Below are 13,261 nucleotides of genomic sequence, written 5' to 3'. Positions count from 1 at the left end.
CGCGCGGGGGTCTTCAACGCAAGGAGACGACTTATGCCTCGCTTCGCCGCCAACCTGTCCATGCTGTTCACCGAACAGGACTTCCTGGCCCGCTTCAAGGCCGCCGCCGACGCTGGCTTCAGCGGTGTCGAATACCTCTTCCCGTACGATTTCAACGCCACCGAGATCAAGCAGCAGCTCGAGGCCCATGGCCTGACGCAAGTGCTGTTCAACTTGCCCGCGGGCGATTGGTCCAAAGGTGAGCGTGGCATCACCTGCCACCCCGACCGCATCGAAGAATTCCGCGCCGGTGTCGACAAGGCCATCGAGTACGCCAAGGTGCTGGGCAACACCCAGGTCAACGCCCTGGCCGGCATCCGCCCCGAAGGCCTGGACTGCGCCACGGTGCGCAAGACCTTCGTGGAAAACCTGCGCTACGCCGCCGACAAGCTCGAGGCCGCCGGGATCCGCCTGGTCATGGAAATGATCAACACCCGCGATATCCCCGGCTTCTACCTGAACACCACCAAGCAGGCCCTGGAGATCCAGGCCGAGGTCGGCAGCGACAACCTGTTCCTGCAGTACGACATCTACCACATGCAGATCATGGAAGGTGACCTGGCCCGCACCCTGGAAACCAACCTCAAGCTGATCAACCACGTGCAATTGGCCGACAACCCAGGCCGTCACGAGCCGGGCACCGGCGAGATCAACTACCGCTTCCTGTTCGAGCACCTGGACCGCATCGGCTACCAGGGCTGGGTGGGCGCGGAATACAAGCCCAAGACCACCACTGAAGCCGGCCTGGGCTGGTTGAAGACGCACAACGCAATCTGATCCTTCCCCTTGTAGGAGCCGGCTTTGCCGGCGAACAGGGACCACACCGAAACATCGATTCGCCGGCAAGGCCGGCTCCTGCAGGGAGCTCGCAAGCCTGCCGCCCGCAAACAAGTACAAGAGGCAGAACTCTCATGGCTAAAATCGGTTTCCTCGGCACCGGCATCATGGGCAAGCCCATGGCCCAGAACCTGCAAAAAGCAGGTCACAGCATCTTCGTTTCCACCCACCACGACGCCGCCCCGGCCGACCTGATCGCCGCCGGCGCCGTCGCCCTGGCCAACCCGAAGGAAGTGGCCCAGGAAGCTGAGTTCATCATCGTCATGGTGCCGGACACCCCGCAGGTCGAAAGCGTGCTGTTCGGTGAGAATGGTGTCGTCGAAGGTGTCGGCCCGAACAAGGTGGTGATCGACATGAGCTCGATCTCCCCTACCGCGACCAAGGCCTTCGCCGAGAAGATCAAGGCCACCGGCGCTGCCTATCTGGACGCCCCGGTCTCCGGTGGTGAAGTCGGCGCCAAGGCCGCGACCCTGAGCATCATGGTCGGTGGCTGCCCGAAAGCCTTCGAGCGCGCCCTGCCGCTGTTCGAAGCCATGGGCAAGAACATCACCCGCGTCGGTGGCAACGGTGACGGCCAGACCGCCAAGGTCGCCAACCAGATCATCGTCGCCCTGAACATCCAGGCCGTCGGCGAAGCGCTGCTGTTCGCCGCCAAGAACGGCGCCGACCCGGCCAAGGTGCGTGAGGCGCTGATGGGCGGCTTCGCCTCGTCGAAGATCCTCGAAGTGCACGCCGAGCGCATGATCAAGGGCACCTTCGACCCGGGCTTCCGCATCAACCTGCACCAGAAGGACCTGAACCTGGCCCTGCAAGGTGCCAAGGAGCTGGGCATCAACCTGCCCAACACCTCCAACGCCCAGCAAGTGTTCAGCACCTGCGTGGCATTGGGTGGCGGCAACTGGGACCACTCGGCGCTGATCAAGGGCCTGGAACACATGGCCAACTTCTCGATCCGCGACGATAAGTAAACCTGTACCAGCCCTTCGCGGATGAATCCGCTCCTACAGGTTGATCCGATCGCAATGAATGGCCTGTAGGAGCGGATTCATCCGCGATGCGGCCAACACCCATGAACCTGCAACCACAGGTCCATAAGGTGGCACCGAGCAACACCCGCCCCTGGTTCGGCCTGCACGGAGGCAGTTCCAGGGGCGTTTTCGATTCTGCAGAACAACAAGAACTTTGGGAGCCTGCCATGTCGGTCGATCCACAAGAACTCCTGCGCGAGCTGTTCGACACAGCCATCGCCGCCGCCCACCCCCGCCAGGTGCTGGAACCCTACCTACCCGCCGATCGCAGCGGCCGGGTCATCGTCATTGGTGCCGGCAAGGCCGCCGCCGCCATGGCCGAAGTGGTCGAGAAGAGCTGGCAAGGCGAAGTCTCCGGCCTGGTGGTCACCCGCTACGGCCATGGTGCCAGCTGCCAGAAAATCGAGGTGGTCGAAGCCGCCCACCCGGTCCCCGATGCCGCCGGCCTGGCTGTGGCCAAGCGCGTGCTGGCGCTGGTCGGCAACCTGAGCGAAGACGACCGCGTCATCTTCCTGCTCTCCGGTGGCGGCTCTGCGCTGCTGGCGCTGCCCGCCGACGGCCTGACCCTGGCCGACAAGCAGCAGGTCAACAAGGCCCTGCTCAAGTCCGGGGCCACCATCGGCGAGATGAACTGCGTGCGCAAGCACCTCTCGGCGATCAAGGGCGGTCGCCTGGCCAAGGCCTGCTGGCCGGCCACGGTCTACACCTATGCGATTTCCGATGTGCCCGGCGACCTGGCCACCGTCATCGCCTCCGGCCCCACCGTGGCCGACCCGAGCACGTCGGCCGAGGCCCTGGCGATCCTCAAGCGCTACAACATCGAAGCGCCGAAAGCGGTCATCGACTGGCTGAACAACCCGGCCTCCGAAACCGTCAAGGCCGACGACCCCGCCCTCGCCCGCAGCCACTTCCAGCTCATTGCCAAGCCCCAGCAGTCGCTGGAGGCCGCTGCGGTGAAAGCCCGCCAGGCCGGCTTCAGCCCGCTGATCCTCGGCGACCTGGAAGGCGAGTCCCGCGAGGTGGCGAAGGTGCACGCCGGCATCGCTCGGCAGATCGTCCTGCACGGCCAGCCGCTGAAGGCGCCCTGCGTGATCCTGTCCGGTGGCGAGACCACCGTCACCGTGCGCGGCAACGGCCGTGGCGGGCGCAATGCCGAGTTCCTGCTCAGCCTCACCGAAAGCCTCAAGGGCCTGCCGGGCGTGTATGCCCTGGCTGGTGATACCGACGGTATCGATGGCTCGGAAGACAACGCCGGCGCCTTCATGACCCCGGCCAGCTACGCCCGCGCCGAGGCCCTGGGCCTGTCGGCCAGCGACGAGCTGGACAACAACAACGGCTATGGCTACTTCGAGGCGCTCGATGCGCTGATCGTCACCGAGCCGACCCGCACCAACGTCAACGACTTCCGCGCCATCCTGATCCTCGAGACCCCGCAATCATGACGCCTGATAAAAAAGTCAAAATCCTCGCCACCCTCGGGCCTGCGATCAAAGGCATCGATGACATCCGCCAACTGGTCGAAGCCGGGGTGAACATCTTCCGCCTCAACTTCAGCCACGGCGAACACGCCGACCACGCCCTGCGCTACCAGTGGATCCGCGAAGTCGAGCAGCAGCTCAACTATCCATTGGGCATTCTCATGGACTTGCAGGGCCCGAAACTGCGCGTCGGCCGCTTCGCCGAAAGCAAGGTGCAACTGCAACGCGGCCAGGCCCTGCGCCTGGACCTGGACAAGGCCCCGGGCGACAGCCGCCGGGTCAACCTGCCACACCCGGAAATCATCGCCGCGCTGGAGCCCGGCATGGACCTGCTGCTGGACGACGGCAAGCTGCGTCTGCGGGTGACCGCCAAGCACAGCGACGCCATCGATACCGAAGTGCTGGCCGGTGGCGAGCTGTCCGACCGCAAGGGGGTCAACGTGCCCCAGGCGGTGCTGGACCTCTCCCCGCTCACCGAGAAGGACCGCCGCGACCTGACGTTCGGCCTGGAACTGGGCGTTGACTGGGTGGCCCTGTCGTTCGTGCAGCGCCCCGAAGACATCCTCGAGGCCCGCCAACTGATCGGCGACCGCGCCTACCTGATGGCCAAGATCGAGAAGCCTTCGGCGGTCGAGCAACTGCAAGCCATCGCCGAGTTGTCCGACGCGATCATGGTCGCCCGTGGCGACCTGGGCGTGGAAGTGCCCGCCGAAAGCGTGCCGCAGATCCAGAAGCGCATCATCGGCACCTGCCGCCAGCTGGGCAAACCTGTGGTGGTGGCCACCCAGATGCTCGAGTCGATGCGCTTCTCCCCGGCCCCGACCCGCGCCGAAGTCACCGACGTGGCCAACGCCGTGGCCGAAGGCGCGGACGCGGTGATGCTGTCGGCCGAAACGGCTTCGGGCGACTACCCGCTGGAAGCGGTGCAGATGATGAGCAAGATCATCCGCCAGGTGGAGAACGGCCCGGACTACCAGGCCCAGCTCGACGTCGGCCGGCCCAAGGCCGAGGCGACGGTGTCCGACGCCATCAGCTGCGCGATCCGCCGTATCAGCGGCATCCTGCCGGTGGCGGTGCTGGTCAACTACAGCGAGTCGGGGGCTTCGACCCTGCGCGCCGCCCGCGAGCGGCCACGGGCGCCGATCCTCAACCTGACGCCGAACCTGAACACCGCACGCCGCCTGAGCGTGACCTGGGGCGTGCATTCGGTGGTCAACGACCGCCTGCGCCAGGTCGACGAGGTGGTCTCCACGGCGCTGGAGATCGCCCAGGCGCAAGGCATGGCCAGCCGTGGCGACACGCTGCTGATCACCGCCGGTGTGCCTTTCGGCAAACCGGGTTCGACTAATACGCTGCGGATCGAGACGTTGGTCTGACCCTGATCGCCGGCAAGCCGGCTCCTGCATGAATCTGTAGGAGCTGGCTTGCCGGCGAAGAGAGGGCAAAGCCCTCCCCTTTGCACTGCGGGAAACCCGAGGCCCGAAGAGGCCCACCGCTTCCACTCACTTCACTGACTGCCCATGTACACCAAGAATTTCGTCAACCCGTGCCCCGACTGGGCCACGGCGCTGCTCAACGGCTTCAGCCAGGTGCTGCTGCTGCGCAACCCGTTGTGCGGCCTGTGCTGCCTGCTGGCCATCCTGCTGACCGCCCCCGACCTGGTCGGCGGCGCCCTGCTCGGCGCCCTCGCCGGCCTGCTCACCGCCCAGCGCCGTGGCTACGACCGTGCTGACCGCCAGGCCGGGCTGTACTGCTACAACGGCGTGCTGATCGGCCTGCTGATCAGCGCCGTGCTGCCCTGGTCGGCGATCCTGCCGCCACTGATCATCGCCGCCGGCGGCCTGTCGAGCATGCTCACCCACCAATGGCGCAAGCACGGCGGCAAGCTGCTGGTCGCCTACACCGCGCCCTTCGTGCTCCTGGGGTGGATCACCCTGCTGATGGCGACACCCACAGCCAACGGCTACGTCGAGGCCGACCCGATGTATGCTCTGCTGCGTGGCGTGGGGCAGATTTTCCTGCTCGACAAGCCCATAGCCGGCTTGCTGATCGTCGCCGGTATGTACTTCGCCAACCCGTATGCCGCCACCTGGGCGGTGATCGGCTCGGCGATCGGCGGCGGCGTCGCGCTGTTGGCCGGTGAAGCCCAGGGCGCCTGGCTGGGCCTGTACGGCTTCAACGCGGCACTGGCCGCGCTGGCCTTCAGTCGCCAGGGCGAAAAGCCCTGGGTGACCCTGCTGGCGATTGCCTGCGCGCTGCTGCTGCAAGCGCTGTTCAACTGGTTGCCGATCGCCGGGCTGACCGCACCGTTCGTGACCGCCTGTTGGTTGATGCACCTGGGCAACTACCTGCTGCACCTCAGCCAGCGCCGCAACGCGCCTCGCTTGCACAGCTGAAACACAGCCCCTAGGCTCTGCCCATCCTCAAGATGGAACGCGCCCATGGACAACCCTTCGAGCCTGCGCGAGCGGCTCTACATCATCGTCTTCCAGACCGACACCGTCGCTGGAAGACGCTTCGACAAGATCCTCCTGCTGATCATCCTGGCCAGCCTGGTCACGGTGATCCTCGACAGCATCGACGATGTGCACCGCAACTACGCCGGGCTGCTGGCGGGTATCGAATGGGGGTTCACGGCAATCTTCCTGGCCGAGTACATCACCCGCCTGTACTGCTCGCCCAAACCGCTGCGCTACGCCTTCAGCTTCTATGGGCTGGTGGACCTGCTGGCCATCGTGCCGGGCATCATCGCCCTGTACTACAGCGACGCCCAGTACCTGCTGATGATCCGCGTGATTCGCATGCTGCGGATCTTCCGCGTGCTCAAGCTCAGCCCTTACCTGAAACAGGCGCATTACCTGCTGGCGGCGCTGCAGGGCAGCAAGCAGAAGATCATCGTGTTCCTGGTCAGCGTGTCGACCCTGGTCACCGTGTTCGGCACGCTGATGTATGTGATCGAAGGGCCGGAACATGGCTTCACCAGCATCCCCAAGGGCATCTACTGGGCCATCGTCACCCTGACCACCGTGGGCTTCGGCGACATCGTGCCGAAGACACCGCTGGGGCAGGTGCTGTCGTCACTGGTGATGATCACTGGCTACTCGATCATCGCCGTGCCCACCGGCATCTTCACCGCCGAACTGGCCAATGCCCTGCGCGGCGAACAGCTGCAGCACGACTGCCCGACCTGCGCCAAGCATCACCACGAACATGGCGCAGCGTTCTGTTCGCGTTGTGGTAATGCGTTATTTCCAAAGCAGTGAAGGTGCTTGTAGCGGCCCTCTCGCGGCTGAAGCCGCTCCTACAGGTTTTTCGTGATGCCTGTAGGAGCGGCTTCAGCCGCGAGAGGGCCTGCGATGACAACGACATAACCAAAGACCGTTTTGTTCTTTAACCCGCGCAAAGCCACCCGCTATAGTCGCTGGCAAATCGCCAACCCTTTGAACCAGAACAAGGAATGCCCCCAGTGAAAAAACTTTTCAGCGCCTCGCTGCTGGCCGCGGGCCTGGCCCTGGGCAACCTCGCCCAGGCCGCCCCCACCCTGCTCAACGTCTCCTACGACGTGATGCGCGACTTCTACAAGGACTACAACCCGGCCTTCCAGAAACACTGGGAAAAAGAGCACAACGAGAAGGTCAATGTGCAGATGTCCTTTGGTGGCTCGAGCAAGCAGGCGCGCGCGGTGATCGATGGCCTGCCGGCCGACGTGATCACCATGAACATGGCCACCGACATCAACGCCCTGGCCGACAATGGCAAGCTGGTGCCAGACAACTGGGTGACGCGCCTGCCGAACAACAGCGCACCGTTCACTTCGGCCACCGTGTTCATCGTGCGCAAGGGCAACCCCAAGGCGCTGAAGGACTGGCCCGACCTGCTCAAGGACGGCGTGCAGGTGATCGTGCCCAACCCCAAGACCTCGGGTAACGGCCGCTACACCTACCTGTCGGCCTGGGGCTACGTGCTCAAGCAGGGCGGTGACGAAAGCAAGGCCCGCGACTTCGTCGGCAAGCTGTTCAAGCAAGCGCCCGTGCTGGACACCGGCGGCCGCGCCGCCACCACCACCTTCATGACCAACCAGATCGGCGACGTGCTGGTGACCTTCGAGAACGAAGCCGAGATGATCGCCCGCGAGTTCGGCCGCGACCAGTTCGAAGTGATCTACCCGAGCGTGTCGGCCGAAGCCGAGCCGCCGGTGAGCGTGGTCGACAAGGTGGTGGCGAAGAAAGGCACCCAGGCCGTGGCCGAGGCGTACCTGAAGTACCTGTGGTCGCCCGAAGCCCAGGAGATCGCCGCCAACAACTACCTGCGCCCGCGTGACGCCACGGTGCTGGCCAAATACACCGACCGCTTCCCGAAAGTCGACTTCCTGTCGGTGGAGAAAACCTTCGGTGACTGGCGCACCGTGCAGAAGACCCACTTCAACGATGGTGGCGTGTTCGACCAGATCTACACCGACAAGTAAACGCTTTCGCCAGCAAGTCGGTTCCTACAGCCCCACGCAATCTCCTGTAGGAGCCAGCTTGCTGGCGAACAGCATTTCAAGCCTGCGAACGGAACACCAACGCCTTCAACCCACCCTCGGGGTCGGCATCCGGAAACTCCGGCGGGTTCTCCAACCGCTCGACGAACACCAACCCCGGCGCCTGCTCGGCCATGCCCTCGATCAGGAACTGCGGCCCGATCCCCGGGTCGTTGACACAGGCCAGCACCGTCCCGCCCTCGCTCAACAACTCCGGCAACCGCCGCAGGATCTTGCTGTAGTCCTGGGTCAGCACGAAGCTGCCACGCTGGAAGGTCGGCGGGTCGATGATGATCAGGTCATACGGCCCATACTTGCGCACCTTGCCCCACGACTTGAACAGCTCATGCCCCAGGTAGGCGACCCGCGAGGCGTCATGGCCGTTGAGCCTGTGATTGTCGCGGCCACGGGACAACGCCGACTTGGCCATGTCCAGGTTGACTACCTGCTCGGCGCCGCCAGCAATCGCCGCCACAGAGAAACCGCAGGTGTAGGCGAACAGGTTGAGCACCCGCTTGCCCGCCGCCTGCTCGCGCACCCAGCGACGGCCATAGCGCATGTCGAGGAACAGGCCGTTGTTCTGCCGCACGCCGAGGTCGAGCAGGTACCTAAGCCCATCCTCGACCACCTCGCGCTGCTGGCACGGCTCGCCCAGCAGCCATTGGCCGGGGCTGTCGGGCAGGTAGCGGTGCTGCAGGAGAATGGCCTGGCCAGTCCACTGCGGGCCTTGCGCCAGGGCCTTGAGCATTTCCTCCAGTTCGGCCAACTGGCCTTCGGGCGGTTCGCGGAACAGCGCCACCAACAGCACGCCATCCAACCAGTCGACGGTGATCTGTTCCAGCCCCGGCCAGCAACGGCCACGGCCATGGAACAGGCGGCGGGTTTCCTGGGGCGCGGGATCGAGGGCAGCGAGCAGGTGCTGTGATAGGGTGGCGATGGCTGAGGTCATGTTCGGCTTTGGTTCGATAAAAGCGGCATTCTAACCGCTTGTCCCGCAACTGACCTTCACCGTTGCTGTGCTGCCCCCGCGAACCGCCGGAACCACCAGCCCTGCTGCATGCCCGCCGCCGCCAGCAGGATCAGCCCCACGCCCAGCCACTGCAGTGGCGCCAGGCGATGGCCGAAGGCAACCCAGTCGACCAGGATAGCCGCGATCGGGTAGATGAACGACAAGGCGCCGGTCAGTGCCGTGGGTAGCCGCTGGATAGCGCTGTACAGCAACACATACATTAACCCTGTATGCACGATCCCCAGCGTCACCAGGCTGCCCAGTGCCGGCAGTTCGTCCGGCAGCCCGCCCAGCTTCACCCAGGGCGCCAGCAGCAACACACCGGTACTCACCTGGACCAGCGCGATCAGGTGCGGTGGCGTGCCTGTCAGGCGCTTGATGATCAGCGCCGCCACGGCATAGAGAAACGCCGCGCCCAAGGCCAGGGCGATGCCCAGCAGGTACTCGCCGCCACTGCCCTGCCCGGCGCCATGGGCGCTGACGATGGCCAGCATGCCGAGGAAGGCCACGCTCAGCCAGGTCAGCTTGGGTAGGGTGATCTTTTCGCCGAGAAACAACGCCGCCAGCCCCACCAGCAAAAACGGCTGGACGTTGTACACCGCCGTGCCGATAGCGATGGAGGCCCGCGAGTAGGAGGCGAACAACAGCACCCAGTTACCAACGATGGCCACCCCACTGGCCACCGCCAGCAGGAAGGTCGCGCGGGTCAGCACACCGGGCTTGAGCAAGCCCATGGCCGCGCAGATCAGCAGCAAGGTGCCGGCCCCGAACACGCAGCGCCAGAACACCACCTCCAACACCGGTTGCCCGGACACCAGCACGAACCAGCCGATGGTCCCGGAGATCAGCATGGCGGCAACCATTTCCAAGGTACCGCGGCGCAGCGAATTGTCCATCTCACACCTCCTGTCGATGATGGGCACAGTATGCGGAGGACAGGAGGCAGCCATCCAGCGGATAGCGAAGGTGTTTTCCAGGTATCACCTTTACTATCAAGGCAAATAGAGACTATCGCCTAACGAGGTGAACATGACCGACGCTATCGACCAACTGCTGATCAATGCTCTGATGGAAGACTCGCGCCGCTCGCTGAAGGCCCTGGCCCAGATCAGCGGGCTGTCCGCGCCCAGCGTCAGCGAGCGCTTGCGCCGCCTGGAGGAACGCGGCGTGCTGTGCGGCTACACCGTGGAGGTCGATGCCCGTAGCTTCGGTTACCAGTTGCAGGCCATCGTGCGCATCCGCCCGCTGCCTGGGCAGTTGCAGGAGGTGGAACGGCAAATCGTCGCCATTCCCGAGTTCACCGAGTGCGACAAGGTCACCGGCGAGGATTGCTTCATCGCCCGCCTGCATGTGCGCTCGATGGAACAACTGGACACCCTGCTCGATCGCCTCAATGTACTGGCCGAAACCAATACGGCAATCATCAAGAAGTCCCCGGTGAAACGGCGCCTGCCGCCGATGGCGTGATCGGCCCTGTAGATTCCGCAACAACGGCGCAGCCCTGTAGGAGCGGCTTTAGCCGCGATGCGAACAACACGGTTCTGGCACCCGCTGCGCGCGTGATCGCGGCTAAAGCCGCTCCTACAGAGGTCTCGCCAAATCATCTTGTACACACAAATGTCACCTTAAGTGCCGTTTTTGTGTGCACTTTTACCAAATGATGCCCCATTAGGTTACACACTCCTCGCCCATAAATCTGACCACTCGATCAACTAAAAGACCTTCAAAAAATTAAAAACTGTTCATTCAGTCAATTTTTAATTTCGCTATTTCAGCTAGTTATAAAATTAATCAATAGATTCAAAGTAATGGCAAAGAGAAAGTTGGATTCCATATGGCATGGAACTGGCTTTTGTGTGTTCGCGTTTTGTATACAAGTTGATAAAAACATAAATACACAATAACCCGCAGCGTCGCCCCGAACCGCGACCGCCGCGCCCAGAACCCAGTGATGCCAACGCCTGCACCGACGAGATGGCGAGCCCGTGCGCCAGCGCCCGCTCATCGCAGTCAACCGCATCAGGAGCCGCCGGAATGAGTAGCAGCCTCGACCTTGCCCCTGAACTTTCCGTTGCCAGCACCCACCCCGCCCCCACCCCACTCGAAGGCCACCCGACCGACCTCGAGCTGAGCCCCCGTCTGCACAACCGCGACCTCGCCCCGACCAAGCTCGAAGGCCGGCGCTGGGGTGGCTACAGCATCTTCGCGCTGTGGACCAACGACGTGCACAACATTGCCAACTACTCCTTCGCCATGGGCTTGTTCGCCCTGGGGCTTGGCGGTTGGCAGATCCTCCTGTCCCTGGCGATCGGCGCGGCGCTGGTGTACTGCTTCATGAACCTGTCCGGCTACATGGGGCAGAAGACCGGCGTGCCGTTCCCGGTGATCAGCCGCATCGCCTTCGGCATCCACGGCGCGCAGATCCCGGCACTGATCCGCGCCGTGATCGCCATCGCCTGGTTCGGTATCCAGACCTACCTCGCCTCGGTGGTGCTGCGCGTGCTGCTGACCGCCGTGTGGCCACAGGTGGCCGCCTATGACCATGACAGCATCCTCGGGCTGTCGAGCCTGGGCTGGGTGTGCTTCGTGGGCATCTGGCTGGTGCAACTGGTGATCCTCGCCTACGGCATGGAAATGGTGCGCCGCTATGAAGCGTTCGCCGGCCCGGTGATCCTGCTCACGGTAGCCAGCCTGGCGGTGTTCATGTACGTCAAGGCCGACGCGCGCATCGCCTGGTCGGTGACCGAACCACTGAGCGGCTACGAGATGTGGCGCAACATCTTCGCCGGTGGCGCCCTGTGGCTGGCGATCTACGGCACACTGGTGCTCAACTTCTGCGACTTCGCCCGCTCGGCGCCATGCCGCAAGACCATCCGCGTGGGCAATTTCTGGGGCCTGCCGGTAAACATTCTGGTGTTCGCCGCGATCACCGTGGTGCTGTGCGGCGCGCAGTTCCAGATCAACGGCCAGATCATCGACAGCCCCACGCAGATCGTCGCCAGCGTCCCCAACACCGCCTTCCTGGTGCTGGGCTGCCTGGCCTTCCTGATCGTCACCGTGGCGGTGAACATCATGGCCAACTTCGTCGCCCCAGCCTTCGTGCTGAGCAACCTGGCGCCGCGCCACCTGAACTTCCGCCGCGCTGGCCTGATCAGCGCCACCCTGGCGGTGGTAATCCTGCCGTGGAACCTCTACAACAGCCCGCTGGTGATCGTGTACTTCCTCTCAGGCCTCGGCGCCCTGCTAGGCCCGCTGTACGGCGTGATCATGGCCGACTACTGGCTGCTGCGCCGGGGCCGCATCAACGTGCCCGAGCTGTACAGCGAGAACCCCGCCGGCGCCTACCACTACACCCGCGGCATCAACCTGCGCGCGGTGGCGGCTTTCATACCCGCCGCCCTGCTGGCCATCATCCTGGCCCTGGTGCCCAACTTCCACGGCGTGGCGCCGTTCTCGTGGCTGATCGGGGCTGGCATCGCCGCGGCCGTTTACCTACTGATCACGCCACGTCACGGCCAGTACGCCGATGTCAGTGGCGAGTCAATCGCCGTCGACCACAGCAGCCACTGAATTCAGGGAGATGTTCCATGCGTATTCTGATTGCCAACGTCAACACCACCGAAGCCATCACCGAGGCCATCGCCGAGCAGGCGCGCAGCGTCGCCGCGCCCGGAACCGAGATCGTCGGCCTGACCCCCTGGTTCGGGGCCGAGTCGGTCGAGGGCAACTTCGAGAGCTACCTGGCCGCCATTGCCGTGATGGACCGGGTGCTGGCCTATGAAGGTCCCTACGACGCCGTGATCCAGGCCGGCTACGGTGAGCACGGCCGCGAGGGCCTGCAAGAGTTGCTCGACGTACCGGTGGTGGACATCACCGATGCAGCCGCCAGCACCGCCCTGTACCTGGGGCACGCCTACTCGGTGGTGACAACCCTGGACCGCACCGTGCCGTTGATCGAGGACCGTCTGCGGCTGTCCGGCCTGTACGAGCGTTGCGCCTCGGTGCGCGCCAGCGGGCTGGCGGTACTCGAACTCGAGGCCGACCCACGGCGCGCAGTGGAAGCCATCGTCGAACAGGCCGAGCGCGCCGTGCGCGAGGACAAGGCCGAGGTGATCTGCCTGGGTTGTGGCGGGATGGCCGGGCTCGATGAGCAGATTCGCCAGCGCACCGGGGTGCCGGTGGTCGATGGCGTGAGTGCGGCGGTGACTATCACCGAATCGCTGGTGCGGATGGGGTTGAGCACGTCAAAGGTGCGCACCTACGCCACGCCACGGGCGAAGAAAGTGGTGGGCTGGCCGATGCGCTTCGGGCGTTGAGTGAAGGTTGACGGTACCGGCCTCTTCGCCGG

12 protein-coding genes are annotated in these 13,261 nt (G+C 64.3%); 10 read left to right on the top strand and 2 right to left on the bottom strand.

Going from position 1 to position 13,261, the window contains the following annotated elements; all coding sequences use genetic code 11:
* Positions 1 to 33 precede the first annotated feature (33 nt).
* The 7 genes from hyi to IM733_RS01870 all read left to right on the top strand — a co-directional run bounded on the left by hyi (position 34) and on the right by IM733_RS01870 (position 7,847).
* Positions 34 to 816, top strand: a complete 783-nt coding sequence (gene hyi, locus IM733_RS01900) for a hydroxypyruvate isomerase (protein ID WP_248919295.1) — start codon at positions 34 to 36, stop codon at positions 814 to 816.
* A gap of 134 nt (positions 817 to 950) precedes the next feature.
* The gene (locus IM733_RS01895) at positions 951 to 1,844 is read left to right on the top strand and encodes a 2-hydroxy-3-oxopropionate reductase (protein WP_011532931.1); all 894 of its coding nucleotides are present in this window, start codon (positions 951 to 953) and stop codon (positions 1,842 to 1,844) included.
* 227 nt (positions 1,845 to 2,071) lie between these two features.
* Positions 2,072 to 3,346: a glycerate kinase type-2 family protein gene (locus IM733_RS01890; RefSeq protein WP_248919294.1), complete on the top strand. Its 1,275-nt coding sequence runs from the start codon at positions 2,072 to 2,074 to the stop codon at positions 3,344 to 3,346.
* Positions 3,343 to 4,758 (top strand): pyruvate kinase, encoded by a 1,416-nt coding sequence (gene pyk, locus IM733_RS01885; RefSeq protein ID WP_248919293.1) that lies wholly within the window; start codon positions 3,343 to 3,345, stop codon positions 4,756 to 4,758. Before IM733_RS01890 ends, pyk begins: the two co-directional genes overlap by 4 nt.
* 144 nt (positions 4,759 to 4,902) lie before the next feature.
* Complete coding sequence (locus tag IM733_RS01880; protein ID WP_248919292.1) at positions 4,903 to 5,778, top strand: urea transporter; 876 nt, start codon at positions 4,903 to 4,905, stop codon at positions 5,776 to 5,778.
* Positions 5,779 to 5,823: 45 nt separating this feature from the next.
* A complete protein-coding gene (locus IM733_RS01875) occupies positions 5,824 to 6,645 on the top strand; it encodes an ion transporter (RefSeq protein WP_248919291.1) in 822 nt (273 codons plus the stop codon).
* 203 nt (positions 6,646 to 6,848) lie between these two features.
* The gene (locus IM733_RS01870; protein WP_248919290.1) at positions 6,849 to 7,847 is read left to right on the top strand and encodes a sulfate ABC transporter substrate-binding protein; all 999 of its coding nucleotides are present in this window, start codon (positions 6,849 to 6,851) and stop codon (positions 7,845 to 7,847) included.
* A gap of 76 nt (positions 7,848 to 7,923) precedes the next feature.
* Here IM733_RS01870 and IM733_RS01865 read toward each other — a convergent pair whose 3' ends face one another.
* Positions 7,924 to 8,853 carry a class I SAM-dependent methyltransferase gene (locus tag IM733_RS01865; protein WP_248919289.1) on the bottom strand — a complete coding sequence of 310 codons (930 nt, stop codon included), beginning with the start codon at positions 8,851 to 8,853 and terminating at the stop codon, positions 7,924 to 7,926.
* A gap of 56 nt (positions 8,854 to 8,909) precedes the next feature.
* Complete coding sequence (locus IM733_RS01860) at positions 8,910 to 9,809, bottom strand: DMT family transporter (RefSeq protein ID WP_248919288.1); 900 nt, start codon at positions 9,807 to 9,809, stop codon at positions 8,910 to 8,912.
* A gap of 133 nt (positions 9,810 to 9,942) precedes the next feature.
* On the opposite strand from IM733_RS01860, the gene IM733_RS01855 reads away from it, so the two are divergent.
* From IM733_RS01855 to IM733_RS01845, 3 genes are all read left to right on the top strand, one after another.
* Entirely contained in the window at positions 9,943 to 10,380 is a 438-nt protein-coding gene (locus tag IM733_RS01855; RefSeq protein WP_248919287.1) for an Lrp/AsnC family transcriptional regulator, read from the top strand.
* Between the two features lie 567 nt (positions 10,381 to 10,947).
* Positions 10,948 to 12,483: an NCS1 family nucleobase:cation symporter-1 gene (locus IM733_RS01850; RefSeq protein WP_248919286.1), complete on the top strand. Its 1,536-nt coding sequence runs from the start codon at positions 10,948 to 10,950 to the stop codon at positions 12,481 to 12,483.
* A 17-nt stretch (positions 12,484 to 12,500) separates the two neighbouring features.
* A complete protein-coding gene (locus IM733_RS01845) occupies positions 12,501 to 13,229 on the top strand; it encodes an aspartate/glutamate racemase family protein (RefSeq protein WP_248919285.1) in 729 nt (242 codons plus the stop codon).
* Positions 13,230 to 13,261: the final 32 nt, after the last annotated feature.

This window comes from Pseudomonas entomophila (assembly GCF_023277925.1).
GTDB classification, from domain to species: domain Bacteria; phylum Pseudomonadota; class Gammaproteobacteria; order Pseudomonadales; family Pseudomonadaceae; genus Aquipseudomonas; species Aquipseudomonas entomophila_D.
Note: the sequence above shows the minus strand (reverse complement) of the source record. Positions and strands in the feature narration are given on the sequence as shown.